This window comes from Arthrobacter sp. AG1021 (genome assembly GCF_003633665.1).
In the GTDB taxonomy this organism is placed as follows: Bacteria; Actinomycetota; Actinomycetes; order Actinomycetales; family Micrococcaceae; genus Glutamicibacter; species Glutamicibacter soli.
Window position 1 is genome coordinate 309,444 of record NZ_RBLB01000007.1, and the last position, 22,287, is coordinate 331,730.

Annotated in this window: 22 protein-coding genes; 7 read left to right on the top strand and 15 right to left on the bottom strand. The window is 65.1% G+C overall.

The window, feature by feature from the left end; all coding sequences use genetic code 11:
• Positions 1-39: 39 nt before the first annotated feature.
• From DFO58_RS06920 to DFO58_RS06930, 3 genes are all read right to left on the bottom strand, one after another.
• On the bottom strand, positions 40-1,638 hold the full coding sequence (locus DFO58_RS06920) for an ABC transporter substrate-binding protein (protein ID WP_047118534.1): 1,599 nt from the start codon (positions 1,636-1,638) through the stop codon (positions 40-42).
• 123 nt (positions 1,639-1,761) lie between these two features.
• Complete coding sequence (locus DFO58_RS06925; RefSeq protein ID WP_082123823.1) at positions 1,762-2,949, bottom strand: ROK family protein; 1,188 nt, start codon at positions 2,947-2,949, stop codon at positions 1,762-1,764.
• A gap of 101 nt (positions 2,950-3,050) precedes the next feature.
• On the bottom strand, positions 3,051-3,959 hold the full coding sequence (locus tag DFO58_RS06930) for an aminoglycoside phosphotransferase family protein (RefSeq protein ID WP_052772281.1): 909 nt from the start codon (positions 3,957-3,959) through the stop codon (positions 3,051-3,053).
• A 23-nt stretch (positions 3,960-3,982) separates the two neighbouring features.
• On the opposite strand from DFO58_RS06930, the gene DFO58_RS06935 reads away from it, so the two are divergent.
• Positions 3,983-4,339: a hypothetical protein gene (locus tag DFO58_RS06935; RefSeq protein ID WP_147407212.1), complete on the top strand. Its 357-nt coding sequence runs from the start codon at positions 3,983-3,985 to the stop codon at positions 4,337-4,339.
• 74 nt (positions 4,340-4,413) lie between these two features.
• Here DFO58_RS06935 and gatB read toward each other — a convergent pair whose 3' ends face one another.
• The 4 genes from gatB to DFO58_RS06955 all read right to left on the bottom strand — a co-directional run bounded on the left by gatB (position 4,414) and on the right by DFO58_RS06955 (position 8,406).
• Positions 4,414-5,922, bottom strand: coding sequence for an Asp-tRNA(Asn)/Glu-tRNA(Gln) amidotransferase subunit GatB (gene gatB, locus DFO58_RS06940; protein ID WP_047118531.1), 1,509 nt, complete (start codon positions 5,920-5,922; stop codon positions 4,414-4,416).
• A gap of 6 nt (positions 5,923-5,928) precedes the next feature.
• Positions 5,929-7,476: an Asp-tRNA(Asn)/Glu-tRNA(Gln) amidotransferase subunit GatA gene (gene gatA, locus DFO58_RS06945; RefSeq protein WP_120989849.1), complete on the bottom strand. Its 1,548-nt coding sequence runs from the start codon at positions 7,474-7,476 to the stop codon at positions 5,929-5,931.
• Entirely contained in the window at positions 7,473-7,769 is a 297-nt protein-coding gene (gatC, locus tag DFO58_RS06950) for an Asp-tRNA(Asn)/Glu-tRNA(Gln) amidotransferase subunit GatC (protein WP_047118529.1), read from the bottom strand. The genes gatA and gatC overlap by 4 nt, the downstream gene beginning before the upstream one ends.
• 85 nt (positions 7,770-7,854) lie before the next feature.
• Positions 7,855-8,406, bottom strand: a complete 552-nt coding sequence (locus tag DFO58_RS06955) for a 1,4-alpha-glucan branching protein (protein ID WP_147407213.1) — start codon at positions 8,404-8,406, stop codon at positions 7,855-7,857.
• Between the two features lie 69 nt (positions 8,407-8,475).
• Here DFO58_RS06955 and DFO58_RS06960 point away from each other — a divergent pair, with 69 nt between their 5' ends.
• Positions 8,476-8,835 (top strand): hypothetical protein, encoded by a 360-nt coding sequence (locus DFO58_RS06960; RefSeq protein WP_120989851.1) that lies wholly within the window; start codon positions 8,476-8,478, stop codon positions 8,833-8,835.
• A 407-nt stretch (positions 8,836-9,242) separates the two neighbouring features.
• Positions 9,243-9,833, top strand: coding sequence for a hypothetical protein (locus DFO58_RS18185; protein ID WP_146955883.1), 591 nt, complete (start codon positions 9,243-9,245; stop codon positions 9,831-9,833).
• A gap of 56 nt (positions 9,834-9,889) precedes the next feature.
• Here the strand turns inward: DFO58_RS18185 and DFO58_RS06970 are convergent, their stop codons facing one another.
• Together DFO58_RS06970 and DFO58_RS06975 are read right to left on the bottom strand one after the other, a co-directional pair.
• The gene (locus DFO58_RS06970) at positions 9,890-11,800 is read right to left on the bottom strand and encodes a penicillin-binding transpeptidase domain-containing protein (protein WP_120989853.1); all 1,911 of its coding nucleotides are present in this window, start codon (positions 11,798-11,800) and stop codon (positions 9,890-9,892) included.
• Between the two features lie 47 nt (positions 11,801-11,847).
• A complete protein-coding gene (locus DFO58_RS06975) occupies positions 11,848-12,381 on the bottom strand; it encodes a GNAT family N-acetyltransferase (RefSeq protein WP_120989855.1) in 534 nt (177 codons plus the stop codon).
• Positions 12,382-12,419: 38 nt separating this feature from the next.
• Between DFO58_RS06975 and DFO58_RS06980 the strand changes: the two genes are divergently transcribed.
• From DFO58_RS06980 to DFO58_RS06990, 3 genes are all read left to right on the top strand, one after another.
• Positions 12,420-13,655: a glycoside hydrolase family 3 N-terminal domain-containing protein gene (locus DFO58_RS06980; protein WP_120989857.1), complete on the top strand. Its 1,236-nt coding sequence runs from the start codon at positions 12,420-12,422 to the stop codon at positions 13,653-13,655.
• A 114-nt stretch (positions 13,656-13,769) separates the two neighbouring features.
• Positions 13,770-14,576 carry a glucosamine-6-phosphate deaminase gene (locus DFO58_RS06985; RefSeq protein WP_120989858.1) on the top strand — a complete coding sequence of 269 codons (807 nt, stop codon included), beginning with the start codon at positions 13,770-13,772 and terminating at the stop codon, positions 14,574-14,576.
• A 9-nt stretch (positions 14,577-14,585) separates the two neighbouring features.
• Positions 14,586-14,951, top strand: coding sequence for an SRPBCC family protein (locus tag DFO58_RS06990; protein ID WP_353616380.1), 366 nt, complete (start codon positions 14,586-14,588; stop codon positions 14,949-14,951).
• Between the two features lie 84 nt (positions 14,952-15,035).
• Here DFO58_RS06990 and DFO58_RS06995 read toward each other — a convergent pair whose 3' ends face one another.
• Positions 15,036-15,497: a hypothetical protein gene (locus tag DFO58_RS06995; RefSeq protein WP_147407214.1), complete on the bottom strand. Its 462-nt coding sequence runs from the start codon at positions 15,495-15,497 to the stop codon at positions 15,036-15,038.
• 189 nt (positions 15,498-15,686) lie between these two features.
• On the opposite strand from DFO58_RS06995, the gene DFO58_RS07000 reads away from it, so the two are divergent.
• On the top strand, positions 15,687-16,253 hold the full coding sequence (locus tag DFO58_RS07000) for a hypothetical protein (protein ID WP_147407215.1): 567 nt from the start codon (positions 15,687-15,689) through the stop codon (positions 16,251-16,253).
• A gap of 28 nt (positions 16,254-16,281) precedes the next feature.
• Here DFO58_RS07000 and DFO58_RS07005 read toward each other — a convergent pair whose 3' ends face one another.
• The 5 genes from DFO58_RS07005 to DFO58_RS07025 all read right to left on the bottom strand — a co-directional run bounded on the left by DFO58_RS07005 (position 16,282) and on the right by DFO58_RS07025 (position 22,210).
• Positions 16,282-17,079 (bottom strand): inositol monophosphatase family protein, encoded by a 798-nt coding sequence (locus DFO58_RS07005; RefSeq protein ID WP_053797562.1) that lies wholly within the window; start codon positions 17,077-17,079, stop codon positions 16,282-16,284.
• A 4-nt stretch (positions 17,080-17,083) separates the two neighbouring features.
• Positions 17,084-19,354: an NAD-dependent DNA ligase LigA gene (gene ligA / locus DFO58_RS07010; protein WP_286163512.1), complete on the bottom strand. Its 2,271-nt coding sequence runs from the start codon at positions 19,352-19,354 to the stop codon at positions 17,084-17,086.
• A gap of 203 nt (positions 19,355-19,557) precedes the next feature.
• Positions 19,558-20,517, bottom strand: coding sequence for a protein phosphatase 2C domain-containing protein (locus DFO58_RS07015; RefSeq protein WP_047118517.1), 960 nt, complete (start codon positions 20,515-20,517; stop codon positions 19,558-19,560).
• The gene (locus DFO58_RS07020; protein ID WP_047118516.1) at positions 20,517-21,725 is read right to left on the bottom strand and encodes an adenylate/guanylate cyclase domain-containing protein; all 1,209 of its coding nucleotides are present in this window, start codon (positions 21,723-21,725) and stop codon (positions 20,517-20,519) included. Before DFO58_RS07020 ends, DFO58_RS07015 begins: the two co-directional genes overlap by 1 nt.
• Entirely contained in the window at positions 21,722-22,210 is a 489-nt protein-coding gene (locus tag DFO58_RS07025; RefSeq protein ID WP_146955887.1) for a hypothetical protein, read from the bottom strand. Before DFO58_RS07025 ends, DFO58_RS07020 begins: the two co-directional genes overlap by 4 nt.
• Between the last annotated feature and the right edge of the window lie 77 nt (positions 22,211-22,287).

The following is a 22,287-nucleotide window of genomic DNA, read 5'->3' on the forward strand; positions in this document are numbered from 1 at the left end:
AAATCATTTCCGGCGCCCGGCTTCCTGTCACGGTTCGTGCTAGCAGCCGTAGCCGGCGCGGTAGTACTGTAGGTCGCCCTGGACGTCGTTGAGCACGGCGCACTTGGACTGCAGTCCGTAGTCGGTAGGGATGAACAGCGGGATGGCCGGCAGGTCCTTGATGATGATCGCTTCGGCCTGTTTGAACAGCTCGGCCGACTTGGCGTCGTCCATTTCGGCGCGGGCTGCCTGGAGCAGCTTGTCGACCTTCGGGTTGGAGTAGGCGGTGGCGAGGTTTCCGTCGCCGCCGGTTTCATACTGGCTCAGGTACTGGTCCGAAGACTTGTAGGACCAGCCCCACAAACCGAAGGCGGCGCCTTCGAGCTTCTGGCTGTTGCGGCGCTCCGAGAGCTCGGTGCCGAGCATCGGCTTCATCTGCACGCTGATGCCCAGGTTGTCCTGGATCTGTTTGGCGATGGCCTGGACCAGCTGCTGGTCCGAAGCGGAGTTGCTTTCGATGACCAGGGTGCCGTCGAATCCGCCGTCATCGGCCAGGATCTTCTTGGCCTTCTCAGGATCGAAGGTGCAGGCGTCGCAGGAGCCTTCAACGTAGGAGTCCAGCGCCGGAGGCACCAGCGAATCCGATGGCTGGGCATGGCCCTTGAGCAGCGAGGTCGCGATGGCCTCCCGGTCGATGGACATCGACACGGCGTCGCGCAGCGCCTTCGAGGACAGCTCGTCGACATAGGCCGGGATCTGCAGGGTCTGTTGCTTGGAGCCGATCTTGACCTCGAACAGCGATTCCTCGCCCAGCTGGCTCTTGGCCTTGTCGACCATGGTGGCAGGCACGTTGCGGATCATGTCCAGGTTGCCGGCGGTCATGTCGGTGTAGGCGGGGTCGATCGAGGTGTAGATTTTTCCGACCAGCTGCTGCGCGCCGCCGGAGAAGCCGGCAGCGCCCTTGAATCCGTCCCACTTCTCCATGACGACCTGCTGGTTGTGGTCCCAGGAAACGAACTTGTACGGGCCGTTGGAAACCGGCGCCTCATCGTAGGCTGCCTCGTCGTCGAAGGCGCTTTCAGGCATCGGGCAGGTCGGGTTGGTGCTCAGGATTGCCGGGAAATCACGGTTCGGGGCCTTGAGGGTCACTGTCAGGTGGGTGTCGTCCACGACCTTCACGCCGGACAGTTCGGTGGCCTTCGCCGTGGAGCCGTCCAGCGGGTTCAGCTCGTCATAGCCCGCGAAGGAGACGAAGGTTCCGTTGCCCTGCCAGGCGTTAGCGCCGGTGGCGGTGGCGTTCCAGGCGTCGGCGAAGGAGTTCGCGGTGACCGGCGTTCCGTCATGGAAGGTCCACCCGTCCTGCAGTTCGATGTCCCAGACCTTGGCGTCATCGCTGGACACGGACTTGGCGGCCAGCGGTTCGAGCTCCTGGCTCTCGACATTGACTTCCATCAGGTTGGCGCACAGCGCCATGCCGATCTGGCTTCCCGGATCCTTCTGCGGAACGATGCTCTTCGGCTCGCTGGTCATGAACGACAAGGTCGCGATGTCCGAGCCGTTGCCAGACGCGGCCTGGCTGCCGGAGCCCGAGCAGGCGGTCGCGGCGAGCATCAGCGATGCGGCGCCGGCGACAAGCGCCAATTTCCTGGATTGCTTCATCCTGTTTCCTCCTACATGCGGCATTCCAGGCCTGTTCGCCGAGGTGTTGCTGCCGTCACATTTATTTATTTTATGAAATAAAGTAAACATGACAGGGGTGTGATGTCAAGAACAGGAAAAAAATTACTTAGCGCTAACCAGCTGCTGCAGGTTCTCGATGAACGCCAAAGGACTGCTCAACACCTCGTTGACCATAATGCTCGCGGCAAAAATCGACAGCGAAAGCTCGTGGTCGCTGGAGTACACCACACGCTGCCCGGCAACTCCTTGCTGCACGGACTTCTCGGTAACAGTCCGCTGCACGTGCGCCAGGGTTTCCGGCCGCTCGGCAGGCGTTCCCGCGATCACCAGCAGCCCCGGGTCCAGCAGGTCGAACAGCAGGGCGGCGGCCGTGGCGACATAGCCGTCGCGCTGTGCCACGAGCTGCCGAATCTGGGCATCCCCGGCATCATAAAGCCGGTCGATGTCTCCGTAGTTAATGACGTCGGTGCGATTGAGATCATGGGCACGGCGCACGGTCGCTTCATCGGTGGCCATGACCTGCAGGCAGCCTCGCCGGCCGCAGGCGCAGGGATAGCCAGCTGCGTCAACCTGGATGTGGGCGATGTTTCCCGCATGCTGGGAACGCCCGGCCCGGATCTGGCCGTCGCTGACCAGTACGGCCCCGAGGTCGGAGGTAATCACCATCAGCAGGAAGTCGGATTCCTTGGCGCCTTGCCCGTAGAACAACTCGGACTGGGCTGCGGCGCGGGCGTTGTTATCCAGGACCAGCGGTTGGGGAAGGGCTTCGAGCATCCGCTGCGCAGGAACCTGCGACCATCCGGCTCCGGCGTTCTCGACGATCAGCCCTTGCTCCCGATCTACGATGCCTCCGGTAGCCACCCCGGTGCCCAAGACCGGCCGTCCGTCGGCATGGTCCGCGACCAGTGTCTCTGCCTGGGCGATCACCAGTTCAAAGGCCTCTGCTGCGGTCATCCCCGAGTGCGGGACGAGCACGGAGGCTTTGGCAACTCCGTCCAGCCCGGTCAGCACGATACCCGTGACTCGCGGGCCGAGGTGGATCCCCATAACCAGGTTCGAGTCGGTGTCAACGCTCAGCGGAACCCTCGGACGGCCCTGCCCCGCGGCGACCGGGGCAGATTCGCTGATCAGCCGATGTTCCAGAAGGCTGGCGGCAATGCTGGTCACCGAGGCGGCGCTGATGCCGATGGCATTCGCGATGTCCTTGCGCGAGCGCCCGGGCTCCGCGAAGATTTCCTGGAGCACCGACGCGAAATTCCTGGCACGAGCCGGATCTGACCTGCGGGTCATGGCAAGGGCACCTTTCTCTCTGACCTCGCACTCTGGCAAAGGAAGACTCTCATCATTCTGTCATCTGCGATGCTTTCTTTCGCAATGCGCCGGGCGACTAGTTAGTGTCGAAGCAGCCCCCGCAGAGTTTCCAGGCCGATTCTTCCCAGCGGGTCATCGGGTCCCAGCGGTGAGGTGAGCATGGCGTAGCGCAGGGCCCAAGCCCGGGACCGCAGCCACGTGTCACTGCCTTTGAGGACCCCGTACTCGGCCAGCGCGCTGTCGCGGCTATCCGCGCTGAAGTGCAGCCACAGCATGCCCAGATCCGACGAGGGATCGCCCGCGCACAGATCGCCGAAGTCCACCAGCGCAGCTAGTTCGAAACCGTCCGGCCCGTTCTGGACGATGGTGTTGTGCGGGTGCGGATCACCGTGGAGCCAGTGTGCCGGTCCGTTGTATTCGGCGGCCTTCAGCCCGGCTTCCCAGATGGACTGGGCTGCTGGCCGTTGCGCGGTGGGCAGCAGCTCAATGCGTCCGCGGGTTGCATCGTCCAGCTCCCGCAACGGCCTTCCGCGGAAGGCGCTGCGCGGCGCCTCTGGCGGGGCCACTGCGTGCAGGGAGCGCAGGTATCCCGTAAATTGCCGCGCATAGTGGTCACGTTGGACACGGGAAATGCCGGCTGCACTCACTCCGGGAACATAACGGCAGATGGAGAAGCTCCAGGGATATTCCGCGGTCGGCATCCCGGAAAACAGCGGCGCACTCAGATCCAGTCCGCTGTCGGCCGCGGCCCGGTCCAACCATAGCCGTTCGCGCTCGGCCAGCTGCGCGGCCAAGGCCCGGCGGGGCACGCGCACCAGCAGCCGCTCCCCCAGCCGATAGACCTCATTGTCCCATCCCGTGGCCAGGTAGGAGATGGGAAGCCGCACCCACTGCTTCGGCGCCTGGCTAGCGACCAGCCGCTCCACGAGGGCCAGATCGATGGACGTTTCAGCCTCGGGAAAACCCGAAAGTGGTTGGGCGGTGGTCATCCAGCAATCCTAATGCAGACCTGGTGATGACCCGATCCGCTGGGGCCAAATGGTCGGAGCGGACGGGCTTACCGGGTGATTTGCAGCAGCTTGATCGGGATGACGCAGGAAGTACGGTCAAGATCATCCGTGGTTTTCAGCCGATTGTTCGTCCCAGTGTCATCGCACCCGACCACGTCAGCGGGAATTGCGATGACTTCCAAGGTGCCCGGAGGCAATTGCTGCGGGACAGCGAACCCACCGATACGTTGACCTACCGGTATTCGTTCATCTTCGATTCGGCCACGGGACATTTGAACGCTTTCGAAGAAGTCGCGGTCAATGTCGACGGATTCGTCCAGGGCGGAACGCTCAACAGCATTACTGTCGCGCCCCTCTGATCCGATTCAACAAACGAGGCTCCCATTTCCGTCAGCGACGGAAACGGGAGCCTCAGTTGTTTGAGCAGCGAACCTTAGAGGCCCAGCTTCTCCATTACGATCTCGCGGACGCGACCGGCGTCGGCCTGGCCGCGGGTGGCCTTCATGACCGGTCCCATCAGCGCACCGATGGCCTGCATCTTGCCGCCCTTGATCTTCTCGACCACGTCTGGCATGGCCGCGATGGCGTCATCCACGGCCTTGCCCAGCGCGTCGTCGTCGTTCACGACTGCCAGCGAGCGCTTCTCGACGATCTCCGCCGGGGAGCCCTCCCCTGCCAGCACGAATTCCAGGACCTGGCGGGCGATCTTGTCATTGATCTTCTTCGCTTCGATCAGCGAGTTCAGCTCAACGATGGTCTGCGGCGTGACACCCAGATCCGCGATCTCCTTCTCGGCGGCCTTGGCCAGACGGGCGATCTCGCCCATCCACCACTTGCGGGCCACGGCGGCGGAGGTACCGGCGGCGATGGTCGCCTCGATCTCGTCCAGCACGCCGGCGTTCACGACGTCGCGGAACTCCTTGTCCGCGTAGCCCCACTCAGCCTTCAGCCGCTTGCGGCGGTCTGCCGGAGGCTCCGGCAGGCGGGAGCGCAGCTCCTCGACCCATTCGGCGGTGGTGACGATCGGCACCAGGTCCGGCTCCGGGAAGTAGCGGTAGTCATCCGCATCCGACTTCGGACGGCCCGAGGTGGTGGAGCGGGTGTCCTCATGCCAGTGGCGGGTTTCCTGGACGATCTTGTTCCCGGAATCCAGCACTGCCGCGTGGCGCTCGATCTCGAAACGCACGGCGTGCTCCACCGCGCGCAGCGAGTTCACGTTCTTGGTCTCGGTTCGGGTGCCGAACTTCTCGGCGTCCTTCGGCATCAGCGAAACGTTGGCATCGCAGCGCACGTTGCCGCGTTCCATCTTCGCGTCCGAGACACCCAGGTTCTTCACGATCTCGCGGATCGCTGCCACGTAGGCGCGGGCCAGCTCCGGGGCGCGCTTGCCGGCGCCCACGATCGGCTTGGTCACGATCTCCACTAGCGGCACGCCGGCGCGGTTGTAGTCGACCAGCGAGTAGTCGGCGCCCTGGATGCGGCCTGCGGCGCCGCCCATGTGGGTCAGCTTGCCGGCGTCCTCCTCCATGTGGGCGCGCTCGATCTCCACGCGGAAGACCTCGCCGTCCTCCAGCTCGATGTCCAGCCAGCCGTCATGGGCGATCGGGTCATCGTACTGGGAGGTCTGGAAGTTCTTCGGGGTGTCCGGGTAGAAGTAGTTCTTGCGGGCGAAACCGCACTTTTCGGCGATCTGGCAGTTCAGCGCCAGGCCGATCAGGATGGAGTACTCCACGGCGGTCTTGTTGACCACCGGCAGCACGCCGGGCAGGCCCAGGTCCACCGGGGTGACGTTGGTGTTCGGTGCGTCGCCGAAGGCGTTCGGGGCGTCGGAGAACATCTTGGTTTTGGTGTTCAGCTCCACGTGGACCTCGAAGCCCAGCACCGGATCATAGCGATCCAGGGCCTCGTCGAAATCGACTAGTTCATCGGTGTAGTTGCTCATGATTCCCTAGGCCTCCTGCGCGATCGAAGCGGTGTCAATGGCTGGTGCCTGCGAGATCAGGGTGTGGCCCCACTGCTTTTCCAGCAGGGTCTCCAGTGCGGCACCGGCGCGGTACAGGCGGGCATCCTCGTAGGCCGGAGCCAGGAACTGGATGCCCACCGGCAGGCCCTCGGACAGGCCGCCGGGCACGGTGATGCCCGGGACGCCGGCGAGGTTTGCCGGGATGGTGGCCACGTCGTTGAGGTACATGGCAACCGGGTCGTTGTCGTTCGCGCCGAGCTCGAAAGCCACGGTCGGAGCGGTCGGGGAGATCAGCACGTCGGCCTGCTCGAACGCGGCGTCGAAGTCGCGCTGGATCAGGGTGCGGACCTTCTGGGCCGAACCGTAGTAGGCGTCGTAGTAGCCGGCGCTCAGGGCGTAGGTGCCCAGGATGATGCGGCGCTTGACCTCGTCGCCGAAGCCGGCGGCGCGGGTGGCGCCCATGACGCGCTCAATGGTGAGCGGGCCCTCGGTCGGCAGCACACGCTGGCCGAAGCGCACGCCGTCGAACTTGGCGAGGTTCGAGGAGACCTCGGAAGGCATGATCAGGTAGTAGGCGCCCAGCGCGTACTTGAAGTTCGGGCAGGAAACCTCAACGATTTCCGCGCCGGCGTTCCTGAGCAGCTCAAGGGACTCGTTGAAGCGCGCCTGCACGCCCTTCTGGTAGCCCTCGCCCTGCAGTTCCTTGATGACGCCAACACGCACGCCGGTCAGGTCGCCGGCGGCGCCGGTCTGCGCGGCGGCCACCAGGCCTTCGAGGTCCTGCGGCAGCGAGGTGGAATCCTTCGGGTCGTGCCCGCCGATCAGTTCCTGCAGCAGCGCCGAGTCCAGCACGGTGCGGGACACCGGGCCGATCTGGTCCAGCGAGGAGGCCATGGCGATGGCGCCGTAGCGCGAGACCGCGCCGTAGGTCGGCTTCACGCCCACGGTGCCGGTGACCGCGCCCGGCTGGCGGATGGAGCCGCCGGTGTCGGTGCCCAGGGCCAGCGGGGCTTCGAAGGCCGCCACGGCTGCTGCCGAGCCGCCGCCGGAGCCGCCCGGGATGCGGCCCAGGTCCCACGGGTTGCGGGTCACGCCGTAGGCTGAGTGCTCGGTGGAGGAACCCATCGCGAACTCGTCGAGGTTGGTCTTGCCCAGCATCGGGAGCTTCGCGGCGCGGATCTTCTCAATCACCGTCGCGTCGTATGGGCTCATCCAGCCCTCGAGCATCTTGGATGCGGCGGTGGTCGGCTGGCCCTTGGTGACGATCAGGTCCTTGATGGCGATCGGCACGCCGGCCAGCGGGTGCAGCGCTTCGGCTTCGGCGCCGCCGGCGGCGCGGATGGCGTCCACCTCTGCGGCCACGGCGAGCGCTTCCTCGGCGTTAACGTGCAGGAAGGCGTTCAGGGTGCCGTCGACCTCGGCGATGCGGTCCAGGTGCGCCTGGACGGCTTCCACGGAGGTGGTTTCGCCGGCGCGCAGCTTGGCTGCCAGTTCGGCGGCGGAGAGCTTAATCAGTTCGTTCACGTGGATTATTCACCATCCAAAATTGCCGGGACCTTGAAGCGATCCGAGTCCGAATCCGGCGCGTTGAGCAGCACGTCGTCAATGCTCAGCGTCTGGCCCACCACGTCCTCGCGCAGGACGTTGGTCAGCGGGATCGGGTGGCTGGTTGCTGGAATGTCGGAGGAGGCGACTTCGCTGACAGACGCGATGGCCCCGACGATAGCGTCGAGTTCACCGGTCATCTTGTCCAGCTCTGCGTCGCTCATCTCGATGTGGGCCAACTGTGCCAGGTGCACAAGGTCCTCACGGCTGATGGCAGACATATATCTCCCTAGAATGGGCGGATGGGTTTCATAGACAAGTCTATCCCGTGCCGGACTGCCATCAGGCCGTAATGTGGCGCATCAGCTACGCTGTGCGCAATACCAAACCGGTCAGGTCCTGCCCCAAGGCGTTCTCCCAATATCCCACGACCCCGGACTGGGCTCCGGTCAAGCGCACCGGGCGGCGGATGATCTGCAGCTTCTTTCCGGCGGCGTCCTTGGTCAGGGCGACCCGCGGTTCGTCCGTAAAGGATTCGGTGTGGTGCTGCGGGACGGCCTTGCCGTCGGCGAACGCCTGCAGCTGCGCGGTGAAGACCGGGTCTCCTTCGGCGTCGTAGATGTAGCGGGTGCCGAGGATGCCATGCTCGCTGGTACCCAGCAGATACTTCTGGGCCCCGGGCAACGGCGCGTCCCGGTAGGTCAGCGGTACGTGGTAGATGACGTCGCTCAGATCGGCGTTATCCGCATAAAGACGGAACTCGATGCCGACCTCCCCGGCAGGGTCTTCCAGCCGGAACCCCCCGACGTGGATGAGCTGCGGCTTCTTCTTGCCGGTGAAGAAATCCTGGCGGACCAGCCAGTCTTCAACCAGCTCGTTTTTGCTCGGCTTCATCGTCGTGTTGTAGATGATTCCCATGCGCATCGACTTTCAGGTGGGTTGTTTTGGCACAAGCACTGCACCAAATGATCAGGAGCCAGGACGTTTATGCCTAGCATAGACGGCCTGGAAACTAACTGCGAGTGGACCACCGGGGAGCAAACCCAGACCTACGGGACAACGCTGTTTGAAGACGATGCAGTTGTGCTGCGAGAGTCCGAGCCGGAGGACTTCGCGGTGCTATCTCTGTCGTTGAACGATCCGCGATGGGCCGGGGCGCAGCAAAAGGTTGCCAAGCCCCAGCTTTCCCAGCATCCGGCGGACCGGTTCGCGTCCTGGTGCCGCAATCGGTCGGAGGGCGGCGATGCAGGCTTCAGCATTTTCGAGGAAACCACCGCTCCCCTGGTGGGGCATGCGACGTTGTACGGCGGCACGCTCCCCGTCGCATTGCCGACCTGTCGATCATGACCGGCCCGAAATACGTGGACAAGGGATTGGTCACCCGCGCGATGAAACTCATGTGCAGTTATGGTTTCAAGGCATTGGGCCTGCACCCCGTCAGCCTGCGCGTGGCTTCCTATAACCCCGGGCCATCCGAGCCTGGGAAAAGGCTGGTTTCAATATCGAGGGCAGTGAACGGGATTCGCATTTCCATGACGAGCTCATCGTGGGAATCGTGGACTGCGGCTACTTCGCCAGCTGACACCGTATTCTTGGCCGGTTGTACAGTTCGAAGGTGCACAGATAGGCTACCGGCAAGCAACCGAAGCTGTCCGTGGCTGCACAAGGATATCTGCAGTCTGACTTGAAGTATCATTCATACTCACCGGCGGCCAAAGCCGCAGTCAAGCGGTAGACCGACAAGGAGAAAATAGATGAAGCAAGGCCGCATCGCAGCGTTGGCAGCTTGCCTGTCCTTGGGACTTGTCTCCTGTACGAGCCCTGGTCTGCCGCAAGGGGAGGAAATCCCGACGCCAACACCCACCACTTCTTGCGATCGACCATATGTGGTCAGTGCGGGGCAGTCCGAAGGAAAACCCCAATTCATCCGGGTCGACAGGTTCTACGATCAGGATCTGGGCAAAACAGTGCTCGATCAGGAAGTTGCATCTTCCGTCGCGTGGACCCCGCTGCCCGCATGGGACAACCTTGATGCGGTTGTCACTGCAGTGAATGCCGTATCTCCTGACCGGCTCGAAGAACTGCCCTTCCCCCGCGCCGGCGAATTTGATTCGCTGCTCGCCAATTCCGATCGATCTGCCGGCAATTTGGTGTACCTCGCCGCGACGCCGCTGACCCATGAATTCAGCGTCCAATGCCAGAATGAGCCGGAAAACCGGTACAAGCTGGAATTCTCCACGTGGATCGATCCCGACTCGGGAGTTCTGGACTGCTCCTTGACGCTGGATGCGAAAGCTCCGGATGCGGCGCGCAAGGCGTACGGGGCCTACTGCCAAGAGGCGTAAGCCGCAATCAGAAACTGCCCTCCAGAAATTCCTGGAGGGCAGCGTGAACCTGATGCCTACTGTGCAGCCTTGAGCATGTCCTTCACCAGCGGACCTGCGGTCTGCGCTCCTCCGTTGCCGTCTTTGACGAATGCGGCAATGGCGATGTCACCCTGGGCGCCAATGGCCCAAGCGTGGGCGTTGCGCTCGCTGTCGTATTCGGCGGTGCCGCTCTTGCCAATAATCTTCCCGGTGCCGGTGCCCTTCAGGTCCTTGAGCGTTCCGTGGTCGACGACGGCGGCCATCATCGTGGCCAGCTCGCTGGCTTCCTTCTCGGTGAGCTTGGACTTTGCGGCTTCGGGCGCCTTGGGTTCCGGTGAGATCACCAGCTTAGGTGACACGGTTTGTTTGGCCTGGACGGAGGCTGCGACAGTCGCCATGCCCAGCGGCGAGGCTTCCACCACACCCTGGCCGATCATGTTCGCCGCCTGCTCGGTTCCGGTGGAATCGGTGGGCACCGAACCGAGGACCGCGCCGGCTCCGGTGCCGTCCTCACCGGTCAGCCCCAGGGCCGCCGCGGCCTCGGCCAGCTTGGTTCCGCCGATCTTTTCGCCTTCGTCAACGAAGACCGTGTTGCAGGACTGGGCGATGGCCTCGGACAGCGGGATTTTGCCCAGTGCCGAGGCCGGGTAGCCGTCGAAGTTCTTGAAGGTCTTGCCGTCAATCACGGTGGTGGCCTTGCAGTCGAATTTGGTGCTGGCGCTCGCGCCGTCACGGAGCATTGCCAGGGCGCTGATGACCTTGAAGGATGAGCCCGGGGCATATTTCCCCAGCAATGAGGTGTTCAGTCCCGAGGACACCGGGCCGGAGGAAGCGGCAAGCACCGCGCCGTCGGACGGCCGGATGACCACGATGGCCGAGTTGGATTCGGCCTCCTGCAGCAAATCGTCGGCTTCTTTCTGCAGGTCCTGGTCCAGCGTCAGCTGCACGTCCTTGCCGTCCACCGGGTTGCTGGAGAACAGCTCGGACTGGGCTTCCTTGGCCGCGTTGTAGCGTGAGATGGTTACCCCTGCGGTGCCCGAGAGGGTGTCGTTGTAGGTTGCCTGCAAGCCGGAGAGGCCTACCTGGTCCCCTGCATGGATCTTGCCCTCGGACTTCTCGACGATTTCCGCGGTGGCTTCGCCGACCGAGCCGAGCAGCGGCCGGGCGAAGGAGCGGGTCGGAGCGAGCGGGATCTGGTCGGCCTGCCCGACGGCTCCCGGGATTTTGGCGATCTGCTCGTCGGTGACCTCGCGGGTTGCGTCATCGCGCAGGACGATGGCCTGCACCCAGGCTTTCTCGCCGGCGGCCTTGACCTTGGCCACGAAGGCGTCTTCGTCGATGTCCACGAGCTTGGCCAGCGTCTTTGCTGAGGATGCCCATTCATCGCTGGTCGCCCGGGTCTTGTCGATGCCGACATTGATCACCGGACGCTCGGTGACAATGTTCTTGTCTTCCCCGTCAGTGATGTTGCCGCGCTGGCCTGGCTCGAATCTGGCCGCCAGGAAGTCGCCTTCGGCCATGTCCGGCGCGAGGATCGAGGGGTCGAAGCGCAGCTGCCAGCTCTTGCCTTCGTCGTCGTATTGCCAGACGGCCTGGGTCTGGTAGCTCAGATCCGTCTCGGTCTCATCCACATCCCAGACGGTCTGGATGGTAGCGGTAGCGGTGGTGACCCCGTCCTGCTTCTGGTCATCCGTGGCCACCGAACTGACGGTGCTGGTGCGCTTGATGTCATCTAGTTTGCCGAATGCCGTGTCCAGCGTCGCCGCGGCCGCGGCCGCATCAGAGTTGCTGAACGCGACACCCGAGAAGTCGCCGGAATTCAGCGCGGCGGCCAGCGCGTCTGCCGACGGAGCCGGGTCTGCAGGGGCTGAACTGCAGGCGCTCAGGGTGCCTGCAACAAGGCTCGCAACTGACAGGGCAATGACTTTTCGGCGAAGTGCACTCATGGCGCCATTCTATGGCCCGGCGCTGAGAACCAACAATGACATGACTGTTAACCGAGATCCATGGTGTAAACGACCAGCAGGATCTCGGTATTGGGCACGTACCAGTCGCGCTGCGCGCAGTGCGCAAATCCCAGGGATTCGTAAAGGGCCCGGGCCGCGGTCCAGTTTCCTCCGGTGGTCAGCGAGACCGTCTGCACCCCCGGAAGCTGCCGTGCACGCTCGATCGCGGCAAGCACCATGGCCTTCCCTGCACCCGAACGCTGCACCGCAGGATCCACGCTGAGCATGCGGATCTCCAGTTCGCCTGCGCGGGCGATGTCGGCATATTCGCTGCCGAAGGGAACCAGGGTCATGGAGGCAATGACCGCGCCCTCGCGACGGGCCACGTAGACTTCCGCCTTGGCCGCGCGGTCCGCGACCCTGCGGACGAACTGCATGTACTCGTGCTGGGGGTCGTCGAAGTGCCCGGCCGCCAGGTAGGCGTCAACGGTAAGGTTGCCGACTCGCTCAAAGTCGGCTGGCGCGGCTGGTTCGATAACCAGTCCGTCGCAGGTCACGCGAAATTTATCAATCAAAGACATGGTTCGTTAATAGTGCCACCGTTCGACTACCGGATCCCATGGGGTCGCTGTGCATCTACGGCGGCAATATCCAGGACACCCAACAGCTCTCCGCCCTCATGACCCAGATCCGCCAGGCGTCCCCCAACGCCATTCTGGCACTGGATGAAGAGGGCGGAGACGTCACCCGGCTGCACTACCGCGACGGCTCCAATCAGCCGGGCAACGCGGTGCTGGGCCGACTCGACGACCCGCAGCTGACCCGCGCCAGCGCCCGGGCCATCGCCAGGGAGATGCGCGCCTACGGTTTCAACCTGAACCTGGCGCCCGACGCGGACGTGAACACCAACGCGCAGAATCCGGTCATCGGGGTGCGCTCCTTCGGGATCAGCCCGCGCAAGGTGGCAATGCACACGGCCGCGTTCACCGTGGGGCTGCAGGGGGAAATGGTCGCCGCGTGCGCCAAGCACTTCCCCGGCCACGGTGACACCTCCACGGACTCGCACCTGTCGCTGCCGGTGGTCGCGGTGGATCCCTTCACCCTGGCCGAACGCGAGCTGGCCCCGTTCACCGCGGCGATCCAGACCGGCATCGCCGCCATCATGACCAGCCACATCATGGTCCCGGCGCTGGACGCGGAGAACCCCGCCACCTTCTCCAGTGCCATCTTGGGCAAGCTGCTGCGCGATGAACTGGGGTTCACCGGCGTGATCGTCACCGACGCCCTGGACATGGCCGGCGCCAGCGCGGAAACCGGAATCCCCGTGGCCGCCGTGCGTGCGCTGCGCGCCGGGGCCGACCTGCTGTGCCTGGGCACCGACATGAAACGCGAAGACTACGAACAGGTTGTCAACGCCATCCTCCACGCGGTGCACGAAGGCGCCTTGGATCCCCAGCGCCTGCGCGATGCGGCGGCCCGCAACACCGCCTTGGCCACCCACTACCGGGTGCAGGACGAGGCCTGCGAACCATGCGAGCTGGTGACCGGCGATTGGTCCAAGGCCTTCGAAACCACCTCCGCGGTCGAAGGCTGGATCGCGGATCCTGCCGAAGTGCAGCTGGTCCAGGTGGACACCGACAGCAACATGGCCGTGGGACACGTGCCGTGGGGCCTGTCCGAGACCCATGCCGTGCATGAGCTCGCCGCCCAGCTGCGCCAGGACGGACACCGCGTACTGGTGGTCAACTTCGGTTGGCCGGCCCCGCGCGCCGACATCACCACCTACGGCGCCTCACCGGTGCTGGCGCGCACCGTGATCGAGATGTTGCAGATTCCTGCGGCGCAAAAGTGCTAGCGACGCAGGAAACCTGCAAGAATAGTAATTTCACGGTCCTGCCCTTGCCCTGACTCCGGCTGGCCGCGGCGCCGCCCGGCGCACCCCGTTATTTGAAGATTGGATCCTCCTTCTATGCGCGTACTGATTGGTTCGAGCGCCGACCAGGTAGCTCGTATCGCCGCTGACAACGTCCTGGCCGGCCTGGCCGAGCACGGGAACGGCAAGCGGCAGGTGCTGGGCTTGGCTACCGGTTCATCCCCGTTGGGGCTGTACCGCGAACTGGGCAAAGCGGTCTCCGAATCACGCGCGGACTTCTCTGACACGCTCGGTTTCGCGCTGGACGAGTACATCGGCATCCCGGACACCCACGAGCAGTCCTACCGCCAGACCCTGGTCAACGAGGTTTGCAACGTCATCGGCCTGCGCCCGGAGAACCTCTGCGTGCCGCAGGGCACCGGCGACTCGGTAATCGCGGTCCAGGTAGCAGCGGATGCCTACGATGCCGCAATCAAGGCAGCCGGCGGCGTCCAGGTCCAGATCCTTGGCATCGGAGCCAACGGCCACCTGGGCTTCAACGAGCCAGGCAGCGCGCTGACCAGCCGCACCCGCATCAAGCGGCTGGCATCCAAGACGCGCGAGGACAACGCCCGCTTTTTCGCCGGCATCGAGCACGTGCCGACCCACTGCGTCACCCAGGGCCTTGGCACCATCCTGGATGCCGGCCGCCTGGTTCTCGTGGCCACCGGCGCCGGCAAGGCCGACGCCATTGCCGCCGCGGTCGAAGGCCCGCTGTCCGCAGCATGCCCCGGCTCGGTACTGCAGCTGCACCGCGACGCCGTTGTGGTACTGGACGAGGCAGCTGCCTCCAAGCTGACCCAGCGCGAATACTACGACGATGCGGCAGCCGGAATTTCCGAAGAGAATCTGGTCGTCGTCTAGTCTGGCCTTATGGCCGTCTACTTCGAGTGCGTCTCCCGCACGTCCCAGAGCGTCCAGGCGCTGTGGGACAAGTCCCTGAATATCGACGCTCACACGGAATCCATGAAGGATTCCGCAGAGCGGGCCGTCGCCGGTGTCACCACTGGAATGATCGGCCTCGGCGAGCAGGTGACTTGGCGGGCGACGCACTTTGGCGTTCTCCTGCGCATGACCTCACGGATCACCGCGCTGGAGAAGCACAGATCATTCACGGACGAGCAGCTGCGTGGCCCGTTCAAGCACTTCCGGCACGTCCACGAGTTCATCGACTGCGGCCATGAAACCGTGATGATCGACAAGATCAGCTTCGCCGCGCCGTGGGGCCCGCTGGGCTAGCTGGCGGAAAGACTCGTGCTGAGCTGGTACATGCCACGGCTGATCCGCAGCCGGAATAGTTTCCTTCTGGGAACCGTAGGCTGACTATTTCAAGACTTCAATGCGAGTATCCAGTTCATGGATCCATGCGGCACACGCGGCGTAGTCTTCGTCGCAGCCCGGAACGCCGCCGTGGACCGTCACCACCAGCTGGCCGCTCGTGTTCCGCGGATCCACCGGCAGCATCGCGTGCATGGAGCCGTCCGCCGGCATCTGCGCCTGGCTCTGGCCCTCTTGCGGTACTGGGGCATCCGTCACCGAGAATTCAAGATAGATCAGCTGCCCATCGCGCAGGTCCAGGTCGCATCCAGCAGGATCCACCACCACTTCGAGGTCTTCCCCTGCAGCGCCCTTGCCGCCAACCAGATACGGCGTATTCAGTTCGCAGGATTCATCTTTTCCTGTATCGGGTAGGAGCATTGAGGCCACGATTCCAGTTGCGGCAACTCCCACCAGCCCGGCCAGGATCAAGGCCGTTCGTGTTACCCAACTGGCTATCTTGAGCATGCTGTCCCTCCCGCATCTTCTGCCACCGGTGGCCTGCCCGGTGGAGACGGGATGCCTCCGCAAACTGCCGCGCCGGAGCGAAAACCCCGGTCCGCACTAGGCTTGGGAGCATACCAAAGACGACAACTTGCGAGGTACTACTCCATGCAGCTCACCAGGGATGCTCCCGCTGCCCAGAAAGTCCGACAGTTGGCACTCGTTTTTTCGCATGTGCTTTCACCGGCGGCCTTGGCGACCTTGCTGCTGCTCTCAACGCCGCTGCGCCGCGCGCAGGTGGGCTGGTCCGACGCGCTGGTCGCCGCCTTGTTCACCACGATCATCCCGTGGCTGGTGCTGCTGGCGGCGAAGCTGCGCGGCATGGTCACCGACATGCACGTGACGCAGCGGCGGCAGCGGCACCGGCTGTACGCGCTGGCTGCCGGGTCCATCCTCGGCGGCCTGCTGCTGCTCCAGGTCATGAATGCCGGCGCAGCGATGTTCCGCGAAGTTCTGGCGATCTTGCTTGGCCTGCTTGTCGTGTCGGTGGTCAATTTGTGGTGGAAGGTCTCCGTGCACCTGTCGGTGGGAACCTATGTGGCATTGCAGGCCGCCGACGGCATGGGCGGGTACATGCCTGTGGTCGTCGCCGGCATCGCGGTGCTGTCCTGGGCGCGGATCCGCAGCGGAGAGCACACCGCCTCACAGGTGTGCGGCGGTGTGCTGGTCGGCGTGGCGATCCACTATGCGAGCAATCTGCTCGGCACGGTATTGAATTAGGCGGCTGGGACGTTCACGGCGCTTGCGCTCACTCGGGCATCGGCAGCTTGGAAGAGTCCACCAGTCCCGCGTACTGCCATCCCGGATAACCCACGGGCCGCCCGACCAGGGTTCCGGCTTCCTCGGCGATCAGCGCGCCGGCGGCCCAGTCGTATTCCCGGGTGCCGAATTCGGCGTAGGCATCCAGCGCGCCCTCGGCCACCAGGCACAAGTCCAGCGCCGCAGAGCCCAGCCGGCGCACGTTCACGTAGTCCCCGATGACCTCTTGCAGCACCGATGCCTGGAATTCCCGGCGTTCGGGGTCGTAGCCGAAACCGGTAGCGAGGATTCGGGCCTCGGTGTCGGCCGGTCCGTGCAGCTGGGTGATCTTGCCGGTGTGCAGGTCCTGCTTCCAGGCGCCCAGCCCGCGTCCGGCGAAGTACTCGACGTGCAGCGCCGGGGCCACAATGGCAGCGGCCACCCAGCGCTCGATCCCGTCCTCGGTCTTCTCGCAGGCCGCCACCGATGAGCAGTAGTAGGCGATATTGCGCACGAAGTTCGTGGTGCCGTCCAGCGGATCGATGCTCCAGCGCAGACCGCTGGGATTGGCCGGCCGGTCGCTGGGGTATTCCTCCCCGGTCAGCTCGTCATTCGGCCGGGTGGTCACGATGGTCGCCCGGATGGCTTCTTCCGCGGCGCGGTCGAAGTCGGTGACCCAGTCCCCCGCTGCGGACTTCTCATTGGTGTTGAACTTCGACTCGTCACGGCGGGTAAGGACCTCGGCGCCGGCTGCTGCCGCCCTGCGCGCCAGCAGCACCAGCGGATCGTGGGAAATGGCTCGATCCATGGCTTTATGCTCCTTCCGGTGCGGAAAGCGCCGCTTCGCGGGCTGCATCCGGCCCCTGTTCGAGCAGGATGCCGAAACCGGCTTCATCGAGCACCGGCACCCCCAGCGACTGGGCCTTGTCCAGCTTGGATCCGGCGGCCTCGCCGGCCACCAGGAAATCGGTTTTCTTCGAGACGCTGCCGGTGGCCTTGCCGCCGCGTACGATGATCGCTTCCTTGGCGGTGTCGCGCGAGTAGTTCTCCAGCGTCCCGGTGACCACGATGGCCAGGCCTTCGAGGTTCTTGGTGATGTTCGCGTCGCGCTCGTCGACCATCTTCACCCCGGCCGCCTGCCAGGCGCTGACGATCTCGCGGTGCCAGTCGACCTTGAACCAGTCGACCAGGGCCTCGGCGATGATGGAGCCCACCGAGTCGATCTGGCTCAGCTCCTCCACCGCGTTGCCGGCATCAATGACCTCAAGCAGCGCGTCCATGGAACCGTAGCGGGTGGCGATGGCGCGGGAGGCGTTGGGTCCGACATGGCGGATGGACAGCGCCACCAGCACCCGCCACAGCGGATTGCCCTTGGCCTTCTCCAGCTCGTCGAACAGCTTCTCGGTGCTCTTGGTCGGCACCGAGGGCTTCTTCGCGGTGGCCTTGGTGAAGAAGTAGGGCACCAGATCGAACCTGCCCGTTCCCTCCCCCTTGACCCGCTTTTCGCGCCAGACCTTGACCTCGGCCAGCTGATCCAGCTTGTCCTTCAGGTCGAAGAGCTCGGCTTCGTTGCGCAGCGGGCCCGGGCCCGCCGGCAGGATCAACCCGCCCTGGGTGGCCGGGTCCTCGCCCGGCCCGCTGGTCAGCGCGGCCGCGGCCTCGTAGCCCAGCGCCTCGATGTCCAGGGCGCTGCGTCCGCCCAGGTAGGCGACGCGTTCGGTGAGCTGCACCGGGCAGGATTCCGCGTTCAGGCAGCGGATGTCCACGTCGCCTTCCTTGGCCGGGGCCAGCGGCTGGCCGCAGGAGGGGCATTCGGTGGGCATGATGAAGTCGACTTCGGTGCCGTCGCGCAGCGCGAGCACCGGGCCGACGATCTCCGGGATCACATCTCCCGCCTTGCGCAGGATGACGGTGTCCCCGATCTTCACGTTCTTGGCCTTGACGACCTCCTGGTTGTGCAGGGTCGCGCGGGCCACGGTGGACCCTGCCACCAGCACCGGTTCCATGACGCCGAAAGGGGTCACCCTGCCGGTGCGCCCGACCTGGACCTGGATGTCCAGCAGCTTGGTGTGCACTTCTTCCGGCGGGTACTTGTAGGCCACGGCCCAGCGCGGCACGCGCGAGGTGTAGCCCAGCTGCTCCTGGGTGGAGAGGTCGTCGACCTTCACCACGATGCCGTCGATGTCGTGGATCAGTTCATGGCGCTTCTCGCCGTGCTCGGCAATGAACTCCCTCACCTGGGCCAGCGACTCGACCACGCGGCCGTACGGGGACACCGGCAGTCCCCACTCGCGCATCAGCTCGTAGGCCTGGGACTGCTCGGTGATCGGGAAGTCGCGGCTGCGCCCCAGCCCGTGCACGAACATGCGCAGCGGGCGCTTGGCGGTCTGTTCCGGGTCCTTCTGGCGCAGCGAGCCGGCGGCGGCGTTGCGCGGGTTGGCCAGCGGCGCCTTGCCCTGCTCGATCAGCGCCTCGTTGTAGGCGTTGAAGTCGTCGGTGGCGATGAAGACCTCGCCGCGGACCTCGAATTCCGCTGGCCAGCCCGAACCGGAGAGCTGCTGCGGGATGTCGCTGATGGTCATGGCGTTGTGGGTGACGTCTTCGCCGGTAGTGCCGTCGCCGCGGGTGGCGGCGCGGACCAGCTTGCCGTCGCGGTAGGTGAGGTTCAGGGCCAGGCCGTCGATTTTCACCTCGCACAACCAGCGCACGGGAATCTGCGGGTGCAGGCGGTTGGCGTTGGCGCCGGCGCGTTCCAGCCAGGCATCCAATTCCTCCAGGGAGAACACGTCTTCCAGCGAGTACATGCGGCTGGCGTGGGTCACCGGGGCGAAGGCCGCGGACACCTCGCCGCCGACCTCCTGGGTGGGTGAATCCTGGCCCGCCAGGATGGGGTATTGGGCTTCGAGCAGTTCCAGCTCCTGGAACAACGCGTCGTATTCGGAGTCCGAGACCAGCGGGGCATCCTGCTGGTAGTAGGCTTCCCGATGCGTCCGGATTGCCTCGACAAGCTCGTCGTGTCGTTCACGCGCCGGTGCAGGCGGGGCGTTCGTGGTCTCAACTGGCGTTACGTCATTTTCACTCACGTATCCAATTGTGCCCCAGGGAGCCGACGGATTCACCACGCCCACACCACATTGCCAGAAGCCCTCCCCGGCCCGCCGACGTGGGCTTGCGGCGACTGGATCAGCGGCGGAGGGCGCGCCAGGGAACGGCGGCAGGAATCCAATGCCCTGAACCAGCGGCAGCGTGCGCCCCTGGCCCAGGAGCCGCCACGACGCCGGCGGGCCTACAGTGCCGGAGCCTGGGTTGCGGTTCCAGGCGGCACGGGGGGCGCCAGCACGTCGATGACAATCACAGCGATGTTGTCCCGCCCTCCGGCTTCCAGCGCGGCGCCGGTCAGCACCTCGGCGGCAACTTCGCGGTCCTTGTAGCTGACCAGCAGGCTCTGCAGCAGGTCCTCGGTCAGCTCGCCGCTCAGCCCGTCCGAGCACAGCAGATAGCGGTCCCCGATGCGCGGCTGCAGCACGGTGATGTCCGGATGGCTTTCGGCCCCGGCGCCCAGCGCGCGGGTGATCAGGTTGCGGTGCGGGTGGTTCCGCGCCTCCAGCTCGGTGATCTGGCCGGCATCAACCATTTCCTGCACGGCAGAGTGGTCGCGGGTCAGCTGCTGCAGGGCCCCGTCGCGCAGACGGTAGCCGCGCGAGTCGCCCACGTTGACCAGCGCCAGGTTCGGCACTTCCTCGATAACAGGCATCGCGGCGGTGGCCGGGTCCTGTCCGCGGCGGTGGGCCTCGAGCATTTCCGGGGTGATCTTCGAAATGACGTCGGTGGTGCCCTGAGCCGCGAAGCCCTGGGTCCACGGAGGGATGGCCACCGGCGCGGTGACCGAGTCGCGGCCCTGCCCGGAGGCCTTAATCAGCACCAGCGCGCACAGCGTGGTGCCGCCGCGGGACTCCAGCGCCTCGCGGATGCGGTCATCGGCCAGCTGCACCTGCCGCTGGACCTGCTGCACGGTGGGCAGGCTCGGCACGGAGGTCTTGGCCGCGCGGGTGCACAGCTCTTCCATGGTCTCCACGGCCAGCTGGCTGGCTACTTCGCCGGCCTCGTGGCCGCCCATGCCGTCCGCCACCGCATAGGCCACCTGGCCCAGCAGGATGCGGTCCTGGTTCTCGGTGCGCCGCCGGCCCACGTCGGTGCGCCCGGCAGCGGCAAGGACGAAGGGGACGGACTGGGCTTCTGCGTGCATCAGTCCACCACCAATCCGGTGCCCTCGCCATGGGACAGTTCAAAGGGCTGGATCTCCCCGAAGCCGCGCACCGCAGTGATTTCCTGGGCGGTGAGCACGAACCGCGGATCGTTTTTCAGCGTATTGGCGGTCAGCGCGTCGGTGAGCACCGTGCCGGGTTCAGCCAGCGAGGTCAGCCGGGCGGCCATGTTCACCGTCGGTCCGTAGATGTCTCCCAGCCGGGAGAGGATGCGTCCCCAGACCACCGCGCCGCGGGTCTGCGGCAGCATTTCATCGGCTTCGAACTCCTGCGACAGCGCCAGCGCGATCCGGGCGCCTGCCTGCGGGGTTTCGGCCACGTACAGCACTTCGTCGCCGATGGTCTTGACCAGCCGGCCGCCGCCCACGGAGATGATCTCCGCGCTCTTGGATTCGAAGCGCTGCACCATCTTGGCCAGCGTGCGTTCGTTCATGCGCCGTGACAGCGAGGTGTAGGAGACCAGGTCCGCGAAACCCACCGCGCGGGCCAATGGCAGCGGGGTGTCGTCGTCCCCGCCCCCGCCCTGGTTGTAGGCGGCCACGCCGGCCTCGGCGCGCAGCGCCATGCGGTGCACCGCGGAGTTCAGCTGGCGGCGCCATGAGTAGAGCAGCAGGTTCTCGATCTGCGGGATCAGGTCCGGCAGCATGTCGAACAGCTGGCGCCTGGCCTGGCGGTCGGACATGTTCTGGTTGGCGATCATGTCCTCCACGAGCGCCTCGATCTGCCAGACCACCATGCGGTCGGTCATCTGGCCCACCGAACGCATCAGGGAGATGGCGGTTTCCTCGGTCAGCTGCCCTTCGCGCACCATGCCGACCATCGTGGCCAGCGCTTCCTCGTCACGCTTGGTGAAGAAAACGTCGTCGTCGCTGAGTTCCGGGAAGCCGATCGCGCGCCAGAGCTTGCGGGCCGAATGCAAGGAGATGCCGGCGTCGGCCGCCACCTCGCGGCGGCGCAGCTCGCGTTGCCCGCCGATCAGCTGGCGTTCCAAAGCCGCGACGGTGTCGCGGATGGCGTCGGGGGTGTGGGCCGGGACCTGCAGCGGTTTCTCCATGGCCTGGGCGAGTTCCAGGATCGGATCCGCTTCGGGGGCGGTCTCCACCGGGGCGTGTTCGCGGGCCTGGTGGGCCGCGACGGAGGCGGACTGCGGAGTGTCGGCCCGTGGCGTATTGCTGTGCTCGGTGCTCATGGAGCCATGCCCTCACTCTTGGATGCCTCGGTCTGCACCGGGGACTGGTTGTTGCGCAGGTTGGTTATCGCGTCGATGGCCAGGGACCTGAAGTACGGGACGGAGGGAACGTGGGCAATCCTGACGTAGCCATGGCCCAGCACGATATCCAAGGTGCCGGCGCGGGTCATGGCGTTCTGCTTCTTGGTGTGGGCAATCAGGTCGCGCACCGTATACAAACCCACCGACTGCAGCTTGCCGGAGGTGAAGGACGAGCGGAACAGGATCCGCTCGGTGGTCAGCACGATCCGGCTGCGCAGCCAGCGCACCCACGGGGCCACGCACCAGATCAGCGTCAGCGCCGCCCAGAGGACCAGCGTCACCACGACCCACAGTCCGGCGTTCTCCGCCAGCCAGGGCGAAAGGTCGGTGCGGCTGAGGTAGCCGAGCAGGAACGTGCAGACCACGGTCAGCAGCAGGAAAACGACAATTGGTTGTCTCAGCACTTTGGAATGTTCACGCGTCTTGATGATCACGCGTTCCCTCTCATGCAGCGGCACCTTCATCGTCAGTATCCTCGTCC

Excerpts from the sequence above, each read along its gene's own strand:
- DFO58_RS06920 (WP_047118534.1), bottom strand. The coding sequence starts at position 1,638 with ATGAAGCAATCCAGGAAATTGGCGCTTGTCGCCGGCGCCGCATCGCTG.
- DFO58_RS06925 (WP_082123823.1), bottom strand. The coding sequence starts at position 2,949 with ATGACCCGCAGGTCAGATCCGGCTCGTGCCAGGAATTTCGCGTCGGTG.
- DFO58_RS06930 (WP_052772281.1), bottom strand. The coding sequence starts at position 3,959 with ATGACCACCGCCCAACCACTTTCGGGTTTTCCCGAGGCTGAAACGTCC.
- gatB (WP_047118531.1), bottom strand. The coding sequence starts at position 5,922 with ATGAGCAACTACACCGATGAACTAGTCGATTTCGACGAGGCCCTGGAT.
- gatC (WP_047118529.1), bottom strand. The coding sequence starts at position 7,769 with ATGTCTGCCATCAGCCGTGAGGACCTTGTGCACCTGGCACAGTTGGCC.
- DFO58_RS06955 (WP_147407213.1), bottom strand. The coding sequence starts at position 8,406 with ATGGGAATCATCTACAACACGACGATGAAGCCGAGCAAAAACGAGCTG.
- DFO58_RS06960 (WP_120989851.1), top strand. The coding sequence starts at position 8,476 with ATGCCTAGCATAGACGGCCTGGAAACTAACTGCGAGTGGACCACCGGG.
- DFO58_RS18185 (WP_146955883.1), top strand. The coding sequence starts at position 9,243 with ATGAAGCAAGGCCGCATCGCAGCGTTGGCAGCTTGCCTGTCCTTGGGA.
- DFO58_RS06970 (WP_120989853.1), bottom strand. The coding sequence starts at position 11,800 with ATGAGTGCACTTCGCCGAAAAGTCATTGCCCTGTCAGTTGCGAGCCTT.
- DFO58_RS06975 (WP_120989855.1), bottom strand. The coding sequence starts at position 12,381 with ATGTCTTTGATTGATAAATTTCGCGTGACCTGCGACGGACTGGTTATC.
- DFO58_RS06980 (WP_120989857.1), top strand. The coding sequence starts at position 12,420 with ATGGGGTCGCTGTGCATCTACGGCGGCAATATCCAGGACACCCAACAG.
- DFO58_RS06985 (WP_120989858.1), top strand. The coding sequence starts at position 13,770 with ATGCGCGTACTGATTGGTTCGAGCGCCGACCAGGTAGCTCGTATCGCC.
- DFO58_RS06990 (WP_353616380.1), top strand. The coding sequence starts at position 14,586 with ATGGCCGTCTACTTCGAGTGCGTCTCCCGCACGTCCCAGAGCGTCCAG.
- DFO58_RS06995 (WP_147407214.1), bottom strand. The coding sequence starts at position 15,497 with ATGCTCAAGATAGCCAGTTGGGTAACACGAACGGCCTTGATCCTGGCC.
- DFO58_RS07005 (WP_053797562.1), bottom strand. The coding sequence starts at position 17,079 with ATGGATCGAGCCATTTCCCACGATCCGCTGGTGCTGCTGGCGCGCAGG.
- DFO58_RS07015 (WP_047118517.1), bottom strand. The coding sequence starts at position 20,517 with ATGCACGCAGAAGCCCAGTCCGTCCCCTTCGTCCTTGCCGCTGCCGGG.
- DFO58_RS07020 (WP_047118516.1), bottom strand. The coding sequence starts at position 21,725 with ATGAGCACCGAGCACAGCAATACGCCACGGGCCGACACTCCGCAGTCC.